This window comes from Tardiphaga sp. GW822-FHT04G09, from assembly GCF_058800725.1.
In genome coordinates, this window is record NZ_JBXAMO010000001.1 from 455016 (window position 1) to 474430 (window position 19415).

The 19415-nt window shown below is 62.2% G+C and carries 19 protein-coding genes; 10 read left to right on the plus strand and 9 right to left on the minus strand.

What is annotated here, in order from left to right; translation table 11 throughout:
• The first annotated feature begins 17 nt into the window (after positions 1-17).
• The 4 genes from AC1RLZ_RS02210 to AC1RLZ_RS02225 all read left to right on the plus strand — a co-directional run bounded on the left by AC1RLZ_RS02210 (position 18) and on the right by AC1RLZ_RS02225 (position 3479).
• Positions 18-1550: an acyl-CoA carboxylase subunit beta gene (locus AC1RLZ_RS02210; protein WP_309945196.1), complete on the plus strand. Its 1533-nt coding sequence runs from the start codon at positions 18-20 to the stop codon at positions 1548-1550.
• A 64-nt stretch (positions 1551-1614) separates the two neighbouring features.
• Complete coding sequence (locus tag AC1RLZ_RS02215) at positions 1615-2103, plus strand: GDSL-type esterase/lipase family protein (RefSeq protein ID WP_493187523.1); 489 nt, start codon at positions 1615-1617, stop codon at positions 2101-2103.
• Between the two features lie 282 nt (positions 2104-2385).
• A complete protein-coding gene (locus AC1RLZ_RS02220; RefSeq protein WP_493187524.1) occupies positions 2386-3051 on the plus strand; it encodes an alpha/beta fold hydrolase in 666 nt (221 codons plus the stop codon).
• Positions 3052-3149: 98 nt separating this feature from the next.
• Positions 3150-3479 (plus strand): twin-arginine translocation (Tat), encoded by a 330-nt coding sequence (locus tag AC1RLZ_RS02225; RefSeq protein WP_493187292.1) that lies wholly within the window; start codon positions 3150-3152, stop codon positions 3477-3479.
• A gap of 23 nt (positions 3480-3502) precedes the next feature.
• Here AC1RLZ_RS02225 and AC1RLZ_RS02230 read toward each other — a convergent pair whose 3' ends face one another.
• Complete coding sequence (locus AC1RLZ_RS02230; protein ID WP_493187293.1) at positions 3503-3772, minus strand: hypothetical protein; 270 nt, start codon at positions 3770-3772, stop codon at positions 3503-3505.
• A gap of 122 nt (positions 3773-3894) precedes the next feature.
• On the opposite strand from AC1RLZ_RS02230, the gene AC1RLZ_RS02235 reads away from it, so the two are divergent.
• Complete coding sequence (locus tag AC1RLZ_RS02235; protein ID WP_493187294.1) at positions 3895-4527, plus strand: trimeric intracellular cation channel family protein; 633 nt, start codon at positions 3895-3897, stop codon at positions 4525-4527.
• A 7-nt stretch (positions 4528-4534) separates the two neighbouring features.
• On the opposite strand, the gene AC1RLZ_RS02240 is transcribed toward AC1RLZ_RS02235, so the two are convergent.
• The 4 genes from AC1RLZ_RS02240 to AC1RLZ_RS02255 form a co-directional block, all read right to left on the minus strand.
• A complete protein-coding gene (locus AC1RLZ_RS02240; protein ID WP_493187295.1) occupies positions 4535-5779 on the minus strand; it encodes a glycerophosphodiester phosphodiesterase family protein in 1245 nt (414 codons plus the stop codon).
• A gap of 120 nt (positions 5780-5899) precedes the next feature.
• On the minus strand, positions 5900-6157 hold the full coding sequence (locus AC1RLZ_RS02245; protein ID WP_371420894.1) for a GCG_CRPN prefix-to-repeats domain-containing protein: 258 nt from the start codon (positions 6155-6157) through the stop codon (positions 5900-5902).
• Between the two features lie 186 nt (positions 6158-6343).
• Positions 6344-7351: an alpha/beta fold hydrolase gene (locus tag AC1RLZ_RS02250; RefSeq protein ID WP_493187296.1), complete on the minus strand. Its 1008-nt coding sequence runs from the start codon at positions 7349-7351 to the stop codon at positions 6344-6346.
• A 72-nt stretch (positions 7352-7423) separates the two neighbouring features.
• Positions 7424-8128, minus strand: coding sequence for an ArsR/SmtB family transcription factor (locus tag AC1RLZ_RS02255; protein ID WP_493187297.1), 705 nt, complete (start codon positions 8126-8128; stop codon positions 7424-7426).
• A 72-nt stretch (positions 8129-8200) separates the two neighbouring features.
• On the opposite strand from AC1RLZ_RS02255, the gene AC1RLZ_RS02260 reads away from it, so the two are divergent.
• Positions 8201-8509 (plus strand): NIPSNAP family protein, encoded by a 309-nt coding sequence (locus tag AC1RLZ_RS02260; protein WP_493187298.1) that lies wholly within the window; start codon positions 8201-8203, stop codon positions 8507-8509.
• 60 nt (positions 8510-8569) lie between these two features.
• Here AC1RLZ_RS02260 and AC1RLZ_RS02265 read toward each other — a convergent pair whose 3' ends face one another.
• Entirely contained in the window at positions 8570-9034 is a 465-nt protein-coding gene (locus AC1RLZ_RS02265) for a hypothetical protein (RefSeq protein ID WP_493187299.1), read from the minus strand.
• Positions 9035-9213: 179 nt separating this feature from the next.
• On the opposite strand from AC1RLZ_RS02265, the gene AC1RLZ_RS02270 reads away from it, so the two are divergent.
• Positions 9214-9906, plus strand: a complete 693-nt coding sequence (locus AC1RLZ_RS02270) for a formyltransferase family protein (protein ID WP_493187300.1) — start codon at positions 9214-9216, stop codon at positions 9904-9906.
• Here AC1RLZ_RS02270 and AC1RLZ_RS02275 read toward each other — a convergent pair.
• A complete protein-coding gene (locus AC1RLZ_RS02275; protein ID WP_493187301.1) occupies positions 9903-10145 on the minus strand; it encodes a hypothetical protein in 243 nt (80 codons plus the stop codon). The genes AC1RLZ_RS02270 and AC1RLZ_RS02275 overlap by 4 nt on opposite strands.
• Before the next feature lie 210 nt (positions 10146-10355).
• Between AC1RLZ_RS02275 and AC1RLZ_RS02280 the strand changes: the two genes are divergently transcribed.
• Entirely contained in the window at positions 10356-11843 is a 1488-nt protein-coding gene (locus AC1RLZ_RS02280) for an RAD55 family ATPase (protein WP_371420887.1), read from the plus strand.
• Positions 11844-11845: 2 nt separating this feature from the next.
• Positions 11846-12220 (plus strand): response regulator, encoded by a 375-nt coding sequence (locus tag AC1RLZ_RS02285; RefSeq protein ID WP_493187302.1) that lies wholly within the window; start codon positions 11846-11848, stop codon positions 12218-12220.
• 50 nt (positions 12221-12270) lie between these two features.
• On the opposite strand, the gene AC1RLZ_RS02290 is transcribed toward AC1RLZ_RS02285, so the two are convergent.
• Positions 12271-13014, minus strand: coding sequence for a class I SAM-dependent methyltransferase (locus AC1RLZ_RS02290; protein WP_493187303.1), 744 nt, complete (start codon positions 13012-13014; stop codon positions 12271-12273).
• 586 nt (positions 13015-13600) lie between these two features.
• Here AC1RLZ_RS02290 and AC1RLZ_RS02295 point away from each other — a divergent pair.
• Entirely contained in the window at positions 13601-17089 is a 3489-nt protein-coding gene (locus AC1RLZ_RS02295; RefSeq protein WP_493187304.1) for an indolepyruvate ferredoxin oxidoreductase family protein, read from the plus strand.
• Positions 17090-18427: 1338 nt separating this feature from the next.
• Here the strand turns inward: AC1RLZ_RS02295 and panC are convergent.
• Positions 18428-19279: a pantoate--beta-alanine ligase gene (gene panC / locus AC1RLZ_RS02300; RefSeq protein ID WP_493187305.1), complete on the minus strand. Its 852-nt coding sequence runs from the start codon at positions 19277-19279 to the stop codon at positions 18428-18430.
• Positions 19280-19415 lie beyond the last annotated feature (136 nt).

Consider the following 19415-nt stretch of genomic DNA (forward strand, 5'->3'; position numbering starts at 1 on the left):
TTGACGGGCTGGAGCACATGAAAGACATCCTGGACACCCTCGAAGCGCGTCGTGCAGGCGCCAAACTGGGCGGCGGCGAGACGCGCATCGAGTCGCAGCACAGCAAGGGCAAGCTGACCGCCCGCGAGCGCATCGAGCTGCTGCTGGACAAGGGGTCTTTCGAGGAATTCGACATGTTCGTCGAACACCGCTCCGTGGAATTTGGCATGGAGAAGTCCAAGATTCCCGGCGACGGCGTCGTCACCGGCTGGGGCACCGTGAACGGCCGCAAGACCTTCGTCTTCGCTAAGGACTTTACCGTGTTCGGTGGCTCGCTGTCCGAGACCCACGCGCTCAAGATCACCAAGCTGCAGGATATGGCGATGAAGGCGCGGGCGCCGATCATCGGCCTCTATGACGCTGGTGGTGCGCGCATCCAGGAGGGCGTCGCAGCCCTTGCAGGTTACTCCTATGTGTTCCGTCGCAACGTGCAGGCCTCGGGCGTGATCCCGCAGATCTCCGTCATCATGGGCCCGTGCGCTGGCGGCGACGTCTATTCACCGGCCATGACGGACTTCATCTTCATGGTGAAGAACACCAGCTACATGTTCGTCACCGGTCCCGACGTGGTGAAGACCGTCACCAACGAAGTCGTCACTGCCGAAGAACTCGGCGGCGCCAGCGTGCATGCGACGAAGTCCTCGATCGCCGACGGCGCTTTCGAGAACGACGTCGAAACGCTGCTGCAGATGCGCCGGCTGATCGACTTCCTGCCGGCCAACAACACCGAAGGCGTGCCGGAATGGCCGAGCTTCGACGACATCGAGCGCACCGACCTGTCGCTCGACACGCTGATCCCCGACAATCCGAACAAGCCCTACGACATGAAGGAGCTGATCCTGAAGGTCGTGGACGAGGGCGACTTCTTCGAGATCGCCGAAACTTTTGCGAAGAACATCGTCACGGGTTTCGGCCGCATCGCCGGCAAGACGGTGGGCTTTGTCGCCAACCAGCCGATGGTGCTGGCCGGCGTGCTCGACAGCGATGCCTCCCGCAAGGCGGCGCGCTTCGTGCGGTTCTGCGATGCGTTCAACATTCCGATCGTCACCTTCGTGGACGTGCCGGGCTTCCTGCCGGGCACCGCGCAGGAATATGGCGGCCTCATCAAGCACGGCGCCAAGCTGCTGTTCGCCTACAGCCAGTGCACCGTTCCCTTGGTCACCGTGATCACCCGCAAGGCCTATGGCGGCGCCTTTGACGTGATGGCCTCGAAGGAAATCGGCGCCGACATGAATTATGCCTGGCCGACGGCGCAGATCGCCGTGATGGGCGCCAAGGGCGCGGTGGAAATCATCTTCCGGCAGGATATCGGCGACGCCGACAAGATCGCCGCGCGAACCAAGGAATATGAAGATCGCTTCCTGTCGCCCTTCGTCGCCGCCGAGCGCGGCTATATCGACGACGTGATCATGCCGCACTCGACCCGCAAGCGCATCGCCCGCGCGCTGGCGATGCTGAAGGACAAGCATCTGGAAGTGCCGATGAAGAAGCACGACAACATGCCGTTGTAGCGGCGTCACGCTGGAGGAAGCTGACATGCAGATAACACGAGCCGCTGTTTGTCTTGTTGCGTTCATGCTGCCTTCAGTTGCCGTTCAGGCCGCGTCCGTCCACATCGTAGCGCTCGGCGCCAGCAACACTTATGGTCATGGCCGCGGCAGGACCAATGGCGGTGTCGAACCGTCGCAAGCCTTTCCAGCCCAGCTTGAGGCGATGCTTCGGGCGCGCGGAGTCGATGCCCATGTCGCAAATGCCGGAATTCCTGGCGATACGACCGGCGGCATGTTGCAGCGGCTCAATTCGGCCGTGCCGGACGGTACGCAAATTGTCATTCTCCAGCCTGGCGGAAATGACGCGCGACGCGGCGAGGGCGCCAGCCGCGCCGGCAATATAGCTGCCATCCAGCAACAGCTGGCGGCGCGCCATATCAAGGTGATTGTGACCGGCATGACGGCGCCAGCAAGCACCCGCGATCCCGATGGCCAGCATTTCAACGCCAGCGGCCACGCCGCAGTTGCGTCATCGCTCGTGCCCAGGGTAATGGCGGCGATGCGGGGGAAATAGTCGAACAGTCTTAGCCCGGATGAGCGCGGCGAAATCCAGGAGGGCGTTGTCCGACGTCGTCCTAGCATGTCGCTTCGCTCATGCGGACTGCACGCATCCTTACGCCGCCATCAGCTTAATTCGTTTCCGCGAAACGTTTGAATCTTTCAGAATGCGGAGCGAAACTTATCCATCGCTTGCCATCGGGCCTCGCCGGAGGCAGCAATAGTTGCCCATGGCAGAAAACAGGCGAAGCTACGCATGACGAAGCTATGTATCTGGATCGGCCGCATCATCGCCACCATGACGCTGATCTGTGTGGCCTGCAGTGCGGCGTTCGCCGACGAGACGGTCAGTATTGGCGGGTCGCGGGCGATCCTGATCAAGCCCGCATCTCCGCGCGCGAGCGTGATCCTGATGCCGGGCGGCAGCGGCGCCATCAGTCCGGGCGAGCACGGTGAGATCAACGGGCTGAAGGGCAATCAGCTGGTGCGGACTCGCAGCGCCTATGCGGCGCGCGGTCTGGCGGTGCTGGTGGTCGATGCCGGAACGGATCTGTCGAGCGCCGTGCAATATATGGCCGCGATCAGGCGTCCGGTGACGGTGGTGGCGACCAGCCGCGGCACGCAGCGTGCCGCCGAGGGGATTGCGCACGGTGCGCGGCCGGATGCACTGGTACTCACCTCGGGCTTTCTCAGTGGGGAATCGGGCGGTGGCAGTAATGTGATGTCGATCATCGGTTCGCCCTCGGCGCTGCCGCGCACGCTGGTCATTCATCATCGCAACGACGGCTGCAAGTTTACCGCGCCGGCCGGTGTCGATCCCTTCGTGAAATGGTCGGCCGGGCGCGCCCGCGTGGCGTGGCTGAGCGGCGGCCGCAATGAAGGCGATCCGTGCGAGGCACGGGGATATCATGGCTTCAACGGGCTCGATGGCCAGGTCGTCGGACTGGCCGCCGGCTTTCGGTAGTCTCACGTCGAAATATGCGAGTTGCCGCGCACATTCAGTTTCCATTCATGCCGCTGAGCCGACCCTGATCTCCTCACGAATATCAGGGAGAGATTGCGATGGAACGCCGTCATTTTCTGAAACTGGCTTTCGGCTTCGCCGCAGGCGCGGGGCTCGCCGCACAGGCTGTGACGCAGGCCCAGGCCCAGGCCGCGCCGCTGCTGCCGACCAATCCACTGGATCATCACAAGCCGGGCAACGAACCGCAGCCTGCGGTGGCGTCGCAGGACGACGTCGATCGCCTGCAGCCGGAACAGGTGCGCTGGCATCGCGGCTGGCGGCGACGGCATTGGGGGTGGCGCCACAGGCATTGGGGTTGGCGCCGTCGCCGCTGGGGCGCCCGACGCCGCTACTGGCGTCGTCGTTACTGGCGCCGCCGCTACTGGTAGGGCAAGTCCGTTTGTACTGACGCTCAGTCTCTCCAGGGCGTCAGCGGTTTGGTCTGGCCGGGTTCAATGCCGCTCAGGTGGCGACGCACGTTGTCATAGCTGCGATCGCCGGGGGCAAAGGTCTGCGAGCCGTTAGCCGGCTTGCCGTCCACCGTGCGGGTGAAATGCAGCACCAGGCTCTCATCGGCATTCATGGTGGCACTGCCGTAATAGGGCATCGACAGCCGCGCATCCTCCGCCATGGCAGCGCCAGCCAAGAGTAGAATGGGGAGGGCGAGAAACAGACGGGTCATGACACCTCCTCTGTGAGGTTGTGATGGAGGCTCAGGAAAATGGCGGGGATTTGTCCGCCGCCGGACACCGCATGCATGGATTTGTGTTACAGGTCGCCGTCATCCGCTGCCGACGAGTTCCCATGCCCCATACCGAAGCCCTGCTGTTCCCTCTCGCCATGATCGCGCTCGTTGCCGAGGCGATGACGGCTGCGCTAGCTGCCGGGCGGCGCAATATGGACTGGCTGGGCGTCGCCATGCTCGGCTGTATCACGGCACTTGGCGGTGGTTCGGTGCGCGACATGCTGCTCGGGCATTATCCGCTGTGGTGGGTGAAGAGCCCATATCTGCTGCTGCTCACCGGCGGTGCGGCGCTGGTGACCATCGGGCTTGCGCGCTTTGTGCATCGCTTTCATGCGCTGTTTCTGGTGCTCGACGCTATCGGCCTTGTGGTCTTCACCATCATGGGCTGCAACATCGCCCTCGCCATGGATCAGCCGTTGCTGATCGTGGTGGTGGCCGGGATGATCACCGGCTGCGTCGGTGGCGTGCTTCGCGACGTGCTGTGCAATGACATACCGCTACTGTTTCGCAGCGAACTCTATGCCAGCGTCTCGATCGTTACAGGCCTGCTGTATATCGGCGGCATCAAATATGGTTTCAGTCCCGATCTGGTGACGCTGGCTGCGGCTGTGACCGGACTGGTGTTCCGCCTGCTGGCGATCCGGCTGAAGCTGGAAATGCCGAAATTCATCTTTGACAGCGAATCCAAATAGCGCCTGATCAGCGCAGCCCCATGCAACTGGCATAGAACGTCGTGGTCGCCGGCCAGTCGGAAAATACACCGCGCACGCCGACGTCCTTCGCCAGTACATCGAGCACCGTCAGCGTATCGCCATCGCGGTCGATGGCGGGTTTGATGGAGCGGTGGAAGAAGCCGCCGCCATTGGCCAGCGGCCCGTCGCGCTCGAGCGACCAGGTGATCAGGTCGAGGCCGGCGTCTCGCGCTGCCTTGGCATAAGGTGAGGGCACGATCCGACCGCTGCCATCGAGCGTCAGCAGCATGTAGATCGGAGGGGCGAGGATTTTCACGCCGGCGGCTTTCAGCTCCGGCATTGACGGCTTCCACGTTTCCGGCTGCATGTGATCGAAGCCCGATATTTCATAGCGTCCATCGAGATAGACGGCTTGCGCGGCAAATTCCGGCGCGGTGCGGATCCAGAACTTGATGTCGTTCAGATCGAAGCTCTGCGCAAAGACATCGCCCGGTGGAATACCGGCGGCGCGATACTCGTCGAGCATCTGGGTGGCGTATTTTTCCTGAGTGTAATCGCCATCGAAGGGCATCGGCACTTCGGGCGCCTTCAGCTCGGGGGTGAACCTGGCGCCGAGGCTTCTGATCAGCGCGATGCTCTCCGCATGGGTCATCAGCGTGCCCGAGCTCGCATAGAGGTCGGTGCGCCAGCGCGGCGTACCGTTCTGGTAGTCCGCGACGGTGGTGGCAGACGTGTTGGCGGCATCCATCTTCGCCGTCAGCGTTTTGAATTCCGCCAGGGTGATGTCACTGGTACAGCATTTCGCAGTTGCTTTCCTGCCGGTGGCGGGATCGGCAGGGCTGAAAGGTTGCGTGCACTTTGCTGCGAGCGACGGCACCGACAGGATGTTCGTTGTCGTGTGCAGGTCGCATTGCGAATGCCGGCAGACTAACTGACGGTCTTTGGTGAAGGTCACGTCGCATTCGATCACGCCGGCACCCATGCGTGCGGCGGCCAGGTAGGATTCGCGGCTGTGCTCGGGGAATTGCAGCGGCGCGCCGCGATGGGCGATGGAGAAATCGCTCTTGCGAAATGGTCCGGTGCAGGTGCTCAGCCTTGCCTTCAGCGGACCGTCCTTCATCTTGTCGACAAGATAGAACGGCCGTGGGCCCAACTGTGGCTCGGTTAGGGGAATGATCTCGGCGCGACCGGTCGTCAGCGATGAGAGGCCGAGCAGCCCGGCAAGAATGAGACAACGCAACGCGCGCGACATGACGATCTCCAAAACAGCGAAACGCCATTCTGTCATCTTCCTGTGACGGCTGTAATCAATCGCCGCGAAGCAAAAAACCCCGCCATTGGCGGGGTTCTCGTCGTCAGGATTGTGCAGCGATCACCAGCGGCGGATGCAGCGGCCGTAGGGATTACGGAAGAAGCCGGGCGGGCAGTAGCGGGCGCGGGGCGGCGGGCCGCGGAACATCGGGCGGCAACCGCCATAGGGACCGCGGGCATAGCCGGGGCCGCAGCCCTGGGCGACCTTGATCACGCCTGCCGTATCGGCTGCGCTGAGCGGCGCCAGCGGCATTGCATTGGCGGCGCCAAGGCCGCCGACGCTGACGGCGAACAGGGCCGCAGCAAAGATCTTCTTCATGAGTTTTCTCCCTCGATGGTGCCGCGATGCGGCGCAGAGAATGATGGCATCGCATCACCCGGTGCAGAACTCTTGCGGGGCAAGAAAGTTGCAGGGGATCGGCGTTACGCAGTCTGAGTTAAGCCGATTCGATCTGAATGCAGCATGAATGTTCCGGTGCATGTGCGTAGCAGAGCGCGGCGGCTGCTACTTCGCCGCGAGAAATGCGAGCATCAGCTCGTTGAATTTGGCCGGTGCATCGAGAAACACGATATGGCCCGCGTCCGGAAGCACTTCCGCCTTCGCGTTCGGCATCTTCGCCGCCAGCGCCTTGGCGAGATCGGCGTTCTGGCCCATCTTCGGCCGCAACGCTTCCGGCGCATTCGGCTTGCCCGGCGCGTTGTGATCGTCGGCCCCCATGATGAACAGGGTCGGGACTGCGATCAGCGGAATTTCGTGGACCACGGGCTCGCGATAGATGAGCTGCGCCGAGCTGACGAAGGCGCGCAGCCAGCGCGGATATTCCGCCGACCCCTTGATGTTGAAACGCGCGTCGATGAACGGCGTTACCTGGTCGGGCTGCATCTTCAGCGAATAATTCACCTCGAGCTGCTTTCGGTAACCTTCCGCCGTCAGCTTGTCTTCGTTCTCCAGAATCTTCTCGGTTGGTGTCGGCGGCACATAGAGGCGATAGTCTTCCAGTCCGATCGGCGCCGCTAGCAGCAGATGATCGATGCGATCGGGATAGGCGCGGGCAATGCGCACGCTCAACATGCCGCCGAGCGAATGCGCCACGATGTCGAATTTGGAAATTCCAAGGTGATCCATCAGCGCGACGGTGTTGCGGGCGAGATTGTCGAAATGCAGATCGCCCGATGGCTTCGATGATTTACCGAAGCCGATCTGATCGGGGACTACGACGCGGTAACCTGCATCGTTCAACGTGCCGATCACCGGCGCCCAGTAGCTCGACGGGAAGTTACGACCGTGCAGCAGTACGACAGTACGGCCGTTGGGTTTGGTCGATGGCACGTCCATATAGGCCATGCGCAGCTGCTCGCCGTCATTGACCAGCGGGAGCATATTGACGGGGTAGGGATAGGGAAAACCTTCAAGACCGATGCCATAGGGCTCGCGCGCCGCGGGAGGCTCGGCCGCCTGCGAGGTGGTGAGCGGTAATGTGGCAATCAGCGCAGCAAGCAGCAGGCGGTTCATCGGGACAGCTCCGGGAGAAAGAAGGTCCGGCGGGGTTTCAGGCTGCATTGCGGCGAAGGTAAGCCGCAGACTTCACGTTTCGCGGATGGCGTTGCCGAACAGTGCCTCGAACCGCTTCTCGCCATTGCGGGTAAAATGCACCACGCGGCTGCCGGGCGAGGGGTCTCTGGCGGCCCATTTCATGGCAGCAAATGACGTCATGATGGCGGCGCCGAGTGTTCCGGCCAGATGGTGGCGCCGCTCGCTCCAGTCGAGGCAGGCCTTGCAGACCGGCCGACGTGGATGCGCCAGCGTCGCGGGATCTATCCTCAATTCTTCAGCAACGAACCGGCTGCCCTGGGTCGTGAGTTCGATGGTCTGCTTGGTCTGCCGGATCAGCTTCCGGGCCCGCATGCTGTCGAGCATCTGCACGCCGAGATCGCCGGCGAGATGGTCGTAGCAAATCCGTGCGCGACGCAATGCGGGTTCTTTTGGCCCGGTGCGGACGCGGAGATGGCCCGCACGGGCTGCCAGACCGGCCAGGCCTTCCAGCACACCGGCGACATCGGGGCCGGTGAGGCGATAATAGCGATGGCGCCCCTGTTTTTCCGGCTCGATCAGGCCACCGGCTTCGAGTTTGGAGAGGTGTGAACTCGCGGTCGGCGCCGTAATCCCGGCTTCCTGGGCGAGCTCGCTCGCAGTCAGCGCGCGGCCTGTCATCAGTGCCGTCAGCATATTGGCGCGTGCAGGATCGCCAACAAGTGCAGCGACCATGGCGATGTCCGGGCCTGCTTTCATACTTCGACGTTAATCGAACTATTGCGGTCGATCAAGCGGCTATATTCACGCATCCGCAGAGGGAGAGCCGTCATGACGATCACTGTCTTCATTCGCTATCAGATCGATCCGTTCAAACGCGCATTGTTTGAGGCCTATGCCAAGCGCTGGCTGACGATCATTCCCAAATGCGGCGGTGATCTGCAGGGCTATTGGGTGCCCCATGAAGGAACGAACAACATCGCGTTCGGCCTGATCTCTTTCCCGAGCCTGGCAGCCTATGAGGCCTATCGCACCAGACTGCGCAGTGACGCCGACGGCGTCGCGAATTTCGCGTCGGCCGAGGAGCACCAGTTCATCCTCGCGGAGGAGCGCACTTTCCTGCGTCAGGTGAGCGCATAGTCCACGCGCGACGAAGCCACGGACATTGCCGTCCGCGGCTTCGTCTGCCCGATCGCGCCGTTACTTCGGCGCGCCGCCCTTCGAGCTGTCGATCTCGGTGCCGGTCGGAGCCGATTGCGGGGCCTGCGGTCGCGCAGGTGCCGCCGCACCGGTGGTGACGCCCGGCTGGTTGTTGGTCGGCGTCACGTCGCGCACGCCGGGAGCCACCGGTGGCTTCGAATAGGAATCCGCGATGTTGTTGGTCGGTGCTGGCGCCTTCGGTGCGCTATCCTGCGTCGCCGGCGCGGATTGGGATGCGCTCTTCGTCGTGCCGCTCGGATTCATCGATGTATTGTTCAGGCCATAGAATACGGCGCCGAGCAGGACAACGACGCCTAGTGCATAGAGGGCGATGCGCCTGCCGCTCGCTGGCCCTTCTGCGAGTTCGGGATCGGCCTGCAACTCATTATCGAGCCGCGCAGGATTACGGATGTCATCGGCGGGATTCGGACGATACGGGTCGTTGGGGTTGGGGATGTTCGCCATGTCGAGGCCTCCTGTGCGGCAAGACAACCGTCAGATGAGGGGCATGTTCCTGAAATTGTGCCCAAGCAGAGCTGGGTCCCATGCGGCAATGCAGCGCGATCGGTGTCTGCTCATCAGTTGTTAAGGCCTGACTGCGAGTCTGTGGTGATTTTTGATTCCCGGAAGAGTGTGGCGCCCGAATGTTCGATACGATTATCCTCCTTACGGGCCCCGCTGAGCACTCAGTCTTTACGACGCTGCTCCGTGGTCACAATCCCGGCCTGACTGTGCTCCCTGTTTTCACTGCCGAGGATCTGGCGGCGATCGAGCCGGACTGGCTGCGCCGCGCGCGGCTGATCTCGTTCACCACCGGCGTGATCGTCCCGGGTGCGATCCTCGATCAGCTCGGCTTTGGCGCTTACAATTTCCATCCCGGGCCGCCGCAATATCCCGGCAGCGCTTCGGCGCATTTTGCGCTTAGCGATCACACCACCGACTTCGGCTGTACGGTCCATCGCATGATTGCACGTGTCGATGCCGGACCCATTGTGGATGTAGAGACATTCCCCATTCCAGCTGACATCAGTGTCGCCGGTCTGGAAGAGCTTTCTTACACGAAGCTGGTGCAAACGTTCTGGCGTATGGCGCGTGTGCTCGCGACGCAGCCGGAGCCATTGATCGAACGCGCGTTGCGCTGGGGAAACAAACGTCCCATGCGCAAGGCCCATCAGCAGATCCGCGATATCCCAGCGACTATGGTGGAGGGTGAACCCGAGCATCGCGTCAGGGTGTTCGGCGCGGATCATTTCGGCATCGTGCCGACTATCGGTCTGCACGGCTTCCAGTTCCGGGTGGTTGCCCGCGAGACTGAAAGCGAAGTCGCCGAAGCCTAGCGGTTGGCCGCGAAGCTCTGATGCTGCGCCGTCGATGTATGCGCGCCCGACGGCTTGCCGTTGAATTCGTAGAGCAGAAAACTAAGCACCACGAACAGGCCCACGCCAATGATGGCCTTGGCCGGCTTGTGATCGTGCTTTTCACCACAGTCCGGATGGTAGGCGCCGTCATTCTTCGGCGTCATATGGCTGCCAGCAAGCTCAGGCCGCGACGTCCAGTTATGTAAGTTCTGGTTCATTTCAGTCCTCCTTGCCTGACACCGTCAGGGTGACCGGACACCAATGGCGCGTAAAGGCCGATGTTCCGTTTCGGGGCTGCCATTTGCGGGAGCCTGCCTTGCGCATTGGCTGCGTTTCGAAATATTTCTAAGAAAGCTTTGGAACTCATTGCCTGCTCCTGCGTTTCAGCATCTCACCGTCATGGGTGACAGCTTAGGGGCAGTTTCTGAATGAGTGGCGACAGCGGCCGGTTTGCAACCGGCGTACCGGGTCTCGACGCGATCCTGGGCGGGGGCGTTTTCGACGGCGGCATCTACATCATTCAGGGCGCCCCGGGCGCCGGAAAGACGATTCTGGGCAACCAGATCTGTTTTGCGCAGGCTGCGCAGGGGCGTAACGCGCTTTACATCACGCTGCTTGCGGAGAGCCACGCCCGCATGATCGGGCATATGCGGCGGCTGACCTTCTTCGATGAAGCGGCGATCCCGGATCGCATGTCCTATGTTGGCGCCTTCAAGACGCTGGAAGACGACGGGCTGCGCGGGCTGCTCGATGTGGTCCGCCGCGAGGTCCGTACCCGGAACGCCAGCATTCTGGTGCTCGATGGCCTTATCACCGTGCATGAGAAGGCGCGCTCCGAACTCGAGCTGAAGAAATTCATCCACGAATTGCAGACCCAGGCTGCCTTCAGCAATTGCACCATGTTCCTGCTGACCAGCGCCTTCGACGCCGATGCGCATCCGCCGGAGCATACGATGGTGGACGGTCTCATCGAGCTGCAGTCGGCACTGCATGGCCGACGCGCCGAGCGTTCGCTTCAGGTCCACAAACTGCGTGGCAGTTGGTTCATGGGAGGCAAACATTCCTATCGCATCACCGAGCATGGTCACAGCATCTATCCGCGCATCGAGGCGCTATTGGAGACGCCGAGCGTGTGGGACAGCGCCGACGGTCCGATGGTCTCCGTCGGCATCGGCGGCGTCGACAGGATGCTTGGCGGCGGCGTCGATACGCATTCGGTGACTGTGGTGCTCGGCCCGTCGGGCTCGGGCAAGACCACGGCCGGTCTGCAGTTCCTGACCGGCGGTTCCGCCCATGAGCCGGCGATGCTGTTCGGGTTTCACGAGAACCCGATGGCGCTGCGGATCAAGGCCGACAGCCTCAAGCTGCCGCTGAAATCGCGCGGCGACAAGGTCACCCTCATGTGGCGCCCGCAGACCGAAGCCGTGCTCGACGAGGTCGCCACCGAACTGCTCTCGACCATCAGGCAGAACGGGATTCGGCGCCTAGTGATCGACGGCATCGAGGGCTTCTCGAAACTCACCGATGAGAAGGCCCGCATCGGGTCTTTTTTGTCGGCGCTTTGCAACGAGTTGCGCGCACTCGGTGTTACCACGCTGGCGACGGCAGAAACGGATCACGCTGGCATGACACCCGGGCAGCCGCTCAAGGGCGTCAACCAGACCGGTCTATCGGCGGTCGCCGAGAACATCATCGCGCTGCATCTCGCAGCCCTGCGCTCGGAAAACCATCGACTGATGACCATTCTGAAATCGCGCGACCGCCGGACCGATATGCGCATGCGCCGCTTTGAAATCATTGACGGCGGCATTGTTCTCGATGCCGATTTCCACAGCGCGGAGCGCATCCTTAGGGACATCTCAAGTCAGGGACCTGCACCAACTCCATCGACGGATCTCAAGTTGACTGGAGAATAACGGTGCGAACTGTCCTGATTGTCGAGGACGAATGGGCGATCGCCGACTGGCTCGAAGTCCTGTTGAGCGAGAACGCCTTCAATGTTCTCGTGGCCGGCAATGGCCGCGAGGCGCTCGACATTCTGCATCGGGACACGCCGGATCTTGTCCTCACCGATTTCATGATGCCGTTTGTCGATGGGGCGGGCCTGATTGCGGCGATGGGGCAGGAGGAGCGCCTTCGCATCATTCCAGTGGTGGTCATGACCTCGCTGCTGGAGCATGTGGTCCGCGACCGGGCAGGGCGTTTCCGCGCCTATCTGCGCAAGCCGTTTCGCGAAGCCGACCTGATGAAGATCATCGGCGAGATATTCCCCGACGACGCGGTGAACGCATAAACAGAGATTCTGCCCGGACCCAAACAACGGCGTCCACATGCGCTTCGGCCCTAGGCCTTTCGCGACACAACAAGAAAATTCTCCGCGAGAAATCCCGGGACCTTGAGGCTCCGGCATACCTTTTCGAATGGTTCGATCAGCACCTCACAGAGGCGCGGAAAGAAACGGCCCGGTCGCGGGAGATAGCCGTAATAGGTGCTCTCAACTACCTCAAATCCCTCATCACACAGCACTCTTGAAAATTGATCCAAAGTCAGGGTGTTTCGAGGCTTTCCCGGATATGCCCGGTTTAGGATACGACTGAGCACCCCGATCGGCGACGTTGCATTCAGTTGGATGTTGCACACCAACACGCCGCCCTTGCGGAGGTGCCGATAGATCGCCCGCAAGGCGTCGCGCCTAAGCGCGTCCTCTGCATTCAGGAAAAACCGAAACGCGGTGGCGACGTCAAATATCTGTTGGCCAGGGGCGTTCGTGATATCGGTGCATAGCAGTGTCACGTTGTCGGGGACTGACGCTGCCAAGAGCATGGCTTCCGACACATCGACTCCGACCACCGAGCCGAAGAACAAGGCTGCGACCTTGGCAATGCGTCCGGTTCCGCAGGCGAAATCGAGGCTTGTTCGCTCCGGCCCTCCAAGCGGGCGCAGAATGTTTTCGAGCAAGGGCCGTTCGATTTTCCGCCACAACGCCGCGCAATAGCCCACTTCGAAAGTGTTGACATAGTCGGCAACGATATCCGCCGCCTGGTGGCTCGCGCGATAGCTCTCGCTGTCCGCGTCTATGTTGGGCATGAGGATACGTCCCCAGAGCTGAACGACCGAAGGTGCTAACCACTATGCGTAGGCGACGTCTTCATGTGTTCGAATGATAGCGGAATGTGCCGCGAAACTGTCTGTCGGACACGCCGGTATCTCGGGCGGCGCAATCTCGAACCCGGTGGAGCGGCTCTTCAGCAGGATCAGGCGATGCCGACATCGTGCCATCCGCTATGACACGCTCGCCGCCAATTGCCTTGCCTTCATCAGGCTTGCGTCGATCCGTCTCTGGATACGGGCTTATGGGCCCATACCCTCATTCGTGCTTGGGATGATGCCTGCTCCATCCCGCCGGCCGCAATCTGTTGCACTGCACACGCTTATCTCCTTGCGCCAGCGGCCTTCGCCACGACACAACGTGCCAGGCATCTGGCCTCCTTTCATCATGAAGTTGCGTTCTTTGGACGCGGGGCACCATTGCCCAGAATTGTGGTGCGCCCCGTTCAAAATCCAACATAGACTGTTTCTAAGGGAGTCGAATGACCCCAAATAAACAGGGCCAGCAGGCCGGACGGCACGATCCCGGGCGATAGCTCAGGGGGCGGCAGTGACGAGGGCGGGAATGGGAATCAATCAAGGCGCGATCAGTCTCGATCAGAAATACACCCAGGGCTCCGGCCACATCTTTCTGACCGGCATCCAGGCCCTTGTGCGGCTGCCCATGGCGCAGGTCCGCAGGGACCGTGCGGCGGGCCTCAACACCGCAGCCTTCGTCACCGGCTATCGCGGCTCACCGCTCGGCGGCTACGACCAGCAGCTGATGGCGGCCCGCAAACATCTCGATCAGTACGGAGTGAAATTCCAGCCCGGCGTCAACGAAGACCTCGCGGCCACCGCGATCTGGGGCACCCAGCAACTCAATCTCTCGCCCGGCGCCGAATATGATGGCGTCGTCGGTATCTGGTACGGCAAGGGCCCGGGCGTCGATCGCTGCGGCGACGTCTTCCGCCACGGCAATGCCGCAGGCTCCGCGAAATTCGGTGGCGTTCTGTGCCTCGCTGGCGACGATCACGGCGCCAAATCCTCGACCGTGCCGCATCAGTCGGACCACGCCTTCATCTCGGCGCTGATGCCGTATCTCTATCCATCGTCGATCCACGAGATGATCGAGATGGGCCTGCTCGGCATTGCCATGTCGCGCTATTCCGGCTGCTGGGTCGGCATGAAGGTGATCACCGAGACCGTGGAAACCACGGCGGAGATCAATCTCAACGACGAGATGACACCGTTCAACATCCCGACCGACTTCGAAATGCCGCCGGACGGTCTGAACCTGCGCTGGCCGGACGATCGTTACGTGCAGGATCGCCGTCTGCAGGACTACAAGGGCTTTGCTGCCATCGCCTTTGCCCGCGCCAACAACATCAATCGCGTCACCATGGACTCGCCGAATGCGCGCTTCGGCATCATGGCGTCCGGCAAGAGCTATGAGGACGTACGGCAGGCGCTGCGTGAGCTCGGCATTACCGAGGAGGTTGCCGCAAAGATTGGTCTGCGCCTCTACAAGATCGGCATGCCGTGGCCGCTGGAGCCGGAAGGCGTGCGCAAATTCGCGGTCGGTCTCGAGGAGATCTTCATCGTCGAAGAGCGCCGCGAGATTGTCGAGAACCAGGTCAAGCAGGAGCTGTTCAACTGGCGCGACGATGTGCGTCCGCGCATCGTCGGCAAGATGGATTCCCACGATCATCGCTTCCTGCCATTCGCAGAAGAGCTGAGCGTTGCCAAGGTCGCGACCTCGCTGGTGGATCGCCTGCTGGCGATGGAGATTGATCCCGAGATCGCAGCACTGCTGCGCGCCAAGGCCGACTGGTTTCACGGACGTGAGGCCTCGCAGGTCCAGAATGTGGTGCCGATCACGCGCACGCCGTATTTCTGTTCGGGCTGCCCGCACAATACCTCGACCAAGGTCCCCGAGGGCTCGCGCGCGCTGGCCGGCATCGGCTGCCACTTCATGTCGCTGTGGATGGATCGCTCCACCGAGACCTTCACCCATATGGGCGGCGAGGGCGTGCCATGGACCGGCATCGCGCCCTTCACCAAGGAGAAGCATATTTTCGCCAATCTCGGCGACGGCACATACTTCCATTCCGGCTCGCTGGCGATCCGCCAGTCGATCGCCTCCAAGGCGAACATCACCTACAAGATTCTCTATAACGACGCCGTCGCCATGACCGGCGGGCAGAAACACGACGGCGATCTGTCGCCGCAGCAGATTACGTTCCAGCTGCACAGCGAGGGCATCCGCGAGATCTATCTGGTCTCGGAAAATCCCGATCTCTATCCGGCGAGCACCATCGCGCCGGGTACCAAGCTGGCGCATCGCGACGAACTCGACCGCGTGATGAAGGCCTGCCGCGAGGTGCCGGGCTGCTCGGCCATCGTGTTCGTGCAGACCTGCGCGGCCGAGAAGCGCCGTCGCCGCAAGAAGGGCATTCTCGAAGATCCGCAGCGCCGCGTCATCATCAATCCTGCAGTCTGCGAAGGCTGCGGCGATTGCTCGGTGCAGTCGAACTGTATTTCGGTGGAGCCGCTGGAGACTCCATTGGGTCGCAAGCGCACCATCAATCAGTCCTCCTGCAACAAGGACTATTCGTGCCTCAAGGGCTTCTGCCCGTCCTTCGTCACGGTCGATGGCGGCAAGCTGAAGCGCAAGGCGCCGGTCGAACTCGGCACGATCGGCGTGCTGCCGGAGCCGGCATCGCGGCCAACGCTCGACAAGCCCTATAATGTAGCGGTCGGCGGCGTCGGCGGCACCGGCGTGCTGACCATTGGCGCGCTGCTCGGCATGGCGGCGCATATCGAGGGCAAGGCCTCGATGATCCTCGATATGTCCGGCCTCGCTCAAAAGGGCGGCGCGGTGCTCAGCCATGTTCGTCTCGCCAACGACACCGGCGACGTCACCTGCTCGCGCATCGTTACCGGTACGGCGGATGTCCTGATCGCGGCCGATGAAGTGGTGGCCATTGCCAAGGACACGATCTCGCTCTGCGAGAGTTCGCGTACCTATGGCATCGTCAACACCCATCTCATTCCGATTGCGGATTTCGTGCGCAACCGCGACTTCAATTTCCAGTCCCGCAAGGTCAACAACGTGCTGGAAATGTCGCTGCGCAAGGAATCGACGTTCCTCGATTTCACCAAGGCGGCGGAGGCGCTGCTTGGCGATTCCATCGCCACCAACATGATGATGATGGGCTTCGCCTATCAGCAGGGGCTGCTTCCGCTGCAGGCGGCATCCATCGAACAGGCCATCGAACTCAACGGTGTGTCGATCAAGATGAACATGCTGGCGTTCCAGCTTGGCCGTCTTGCGGCCGCCGATCCGGCACGGCTCGCCGACATGCTCAAGGGCGCCGATGAGACCATCGCGCCGAAGACACTGGATGAGATGAGCCTCGATGAGATCGTCGCCCATCGCAGCGGACTGCTCACGGACTATCAGAGTGCCAAGCTCGCCGAACGCTATCAGGCGATGGTCGATATGGTGCGCGAAGCCGCCATGCGCGGGGGGTACGATGATGAACTGCCACGCGCGGTAGCGATCAATTATGCCAAGCTGCTCGCCTACAAGGATGAATACGAGGTTGCGCGGCTCTATACCGACGGCAAGTTCGAGAAGCAGCTGCGCGATCAGTTCGAGGGCGACGTCAAGATCAGCTTCAATCTCGCGCCGCCGATGCTGCCCGGCATCGATGCGTCGGGTCGGCCGAAGAAGCGCGCCTTTGGCGCCTGGATGCTGCCGTTGTTTCGCATTCTGGCGAAGCTGCGCACCTTGCGCGGCACGCCGCTGGATGTGTTCGGCTACAGTGCCGATCGCAAGCTGGAGCGCGACCTGATCGCCGGCTATGAGAGGGACGTCGCCACGGTGCTCAACCTGCTGTCGCCGCTCACGGTGGATACCGCCGTGCAGCTCCTCTCGCTGCCGGACAGCATTCGCGGCTACGGCCCGGTGAAGGAAGCCTCGGTCGTGGCGGCGAAGGCACGCTATGCCGAACTCGCCAAGGACCTCGCCAATCCGCCGCCGGCGCCGCGGCAAATCGCGGCGGAGTAGGGGCGGCTCGTTGTGATCGCGTAGGATGGGGTGAGCGCAGCGAAACCCATCGCTTTCGTGCGCGTGAATGATGGGTTTCGCTCCGGCGCGCTGCGCGCCTGCGCTCTACCCATCCTACGATCATGCGTAACGCTCTCATTTGTCATGGCCGAACTTGCTTCCGCGTTACCGGGCATGACGGTGCACAGCGTAGGATGGGTAGAGCGAAGCGAAACCCATCGCTTTCTTGCGCGTGAATGATGGGTTTCGCTCCGGCGCGCTGCGCGCCTGCGCTCTACCCATCCTACGATCATGCGTAACGCTCTCATTTGTCATGGCCGAACTTGCTTCCGCGTTACCGGGCATGACGGTGCACAGCGTAGGATGGGTAGAGCGAAGCGAAACCCATCGCTTTCTTGCGCGTGAATGATGGGTTTCGCTCCGGCGCGCTGCGCGCCTGCGCTCTACCCATCCTACGATCATGCGTAACGCTCTCATTTGTCATGGCCGAACTTGCTTCCGCGTTACCGGGCATGACGGTGCACAGCGTAGGATGGGTAGAGCGAAGCGAAACCCATCGCTTTCTTGCGCGTGAATGATGGGTTTCGCGAAGACGCTCTACCCATCCTACGGCCTGACGCTTCGGCGTCATTACAGATTCGAATTTCAAACAGCCACTGTTCTCCAGACATGCGTCATCGCCCCTGTTGTTGGCGGCGCGGGGGGCGCCGTCGTCTCCTGCATTCCCGCCCCCCTGTGAGAGGGCGTGCGGAACGCCGGGTGCCCGATGCACCCCTGGGCCTGATGCCAATGCGGTCTTCCGCAAGGATATGCATCAGGACTTTCGGAAAGCACGGGCCATTGCCCGACGTTCCGCCTGCGGTGTTTTGTCGACTTGCCGATGCTTGCCCAAGCAACCGATCAAGGTCACCCTTGTTTGGCCCTGCGCGACAGGGCCGGGGGAGCACAAGCTCTTGGGCCGGACGCGTTTCGAATCTGGTCGTCCGTCGCGTGATCCGCGGGCTCGTTCCATCCGCAACCAAGCCGTGCCGCCTGTCCCAGTGGTATCCTGACCGCAGGCGATGCGGCCTGCCCGAAGACAGCCGTACCCCACACATCCCGTGACGCCGCATCTCCGGCGTCCACCGCCTCCCGCCCCGCAATCGTGACGATCGCGATCGCCCCTCTCGGTGGGGCAGGACGAAGGGGAAAATAATCAAGATGGGGATGTTGTCAATACGAATAGGAAAAAATGTTTGAGTGCTGTCTTGCCGCCCCACACTGTCAAAAACACTCCAAGATTCCGGGCTCAGTTCGGCCCGCTGCGCGGTCCGTCCTGCCCCGGAATGACGAGGTGGACTACACCCCGATATTGTCGATCAGCCGCGTCTTGCCGATCCTTGCGGCCACCAGCAGGCGCACCGGGCCGTCCTTCATCGAGGTAACTGGCGCCAGTGACTCCGCATGGCGCGCCTCGAAGTAGTCGAGTGCGAAGCCTGCCGCGGTGATCATCGCGGCGCCGCCCGCCATGGCGGCCTCGAAACTATCGCCGGCACGCAAGCGCTTGGCAGTTTCCTTCATCGCGCGATACAGCACCGGTGCGGTCGCGCGGTCTTCCGGCGAGAGATAGACGTTGCGCGACGACATCGCGAGGCCGTCGCGTTCGCGTACGGTGGTGGCGCCGGTCACCTTGACGCCGAGATCGAGATCCCGCGCCATGCGCGTCACGACCTTGAGCTGCTGATAGTCCTTCTCGCCGAAGAACGCCATGTCGGGCCGCACCTGCGTGAACAGCTTGCCGACGACGGTGGCGACGCCGCCGAAGAAATGCGGGCGAAACCGATCCTCGAGATCGGCGGTGGCCGGACCTTCGGTGGTGATCCTGGTTGCGAAGCCTTCCGGATACATCACCTTGGCGTCGGGATTCCAGATCAGGTCGACGCCGGCTTCGGTCAGCTTGGCGAGGTCGCTCTTCCAGGTCCGCGGATAGGAGCCGAAGTCCTCGGTCGGCGCGAACTGCGTCGGATTGACGAAAATCGACACCACGACCTTGCTGGTGCGGCGCTGGGCGAGGCGGACCAGCGAGACGTGGCCGTCATGCAGCGCGCCCATGGTCGGCACCAGGCCAATGGTCGCCTTGCGCGCGCGCAGGCCGTCGAGTGCCTTGCGAAGGGCGGGCAGGGTGCGGGCGACGATCGGAGTGCGGGGCATTGCGGCTCGTTCTTGTTGCTGGCTGCGGCGGGTGAGGGCGTGCGCCCTGCTTATCAAAGCTGGCGGGATCACCCAAGCCTCACGATACCAGGCTGGCGGGTGTCCCGATGCCGCAACTGGCCGGCGATTCATGATT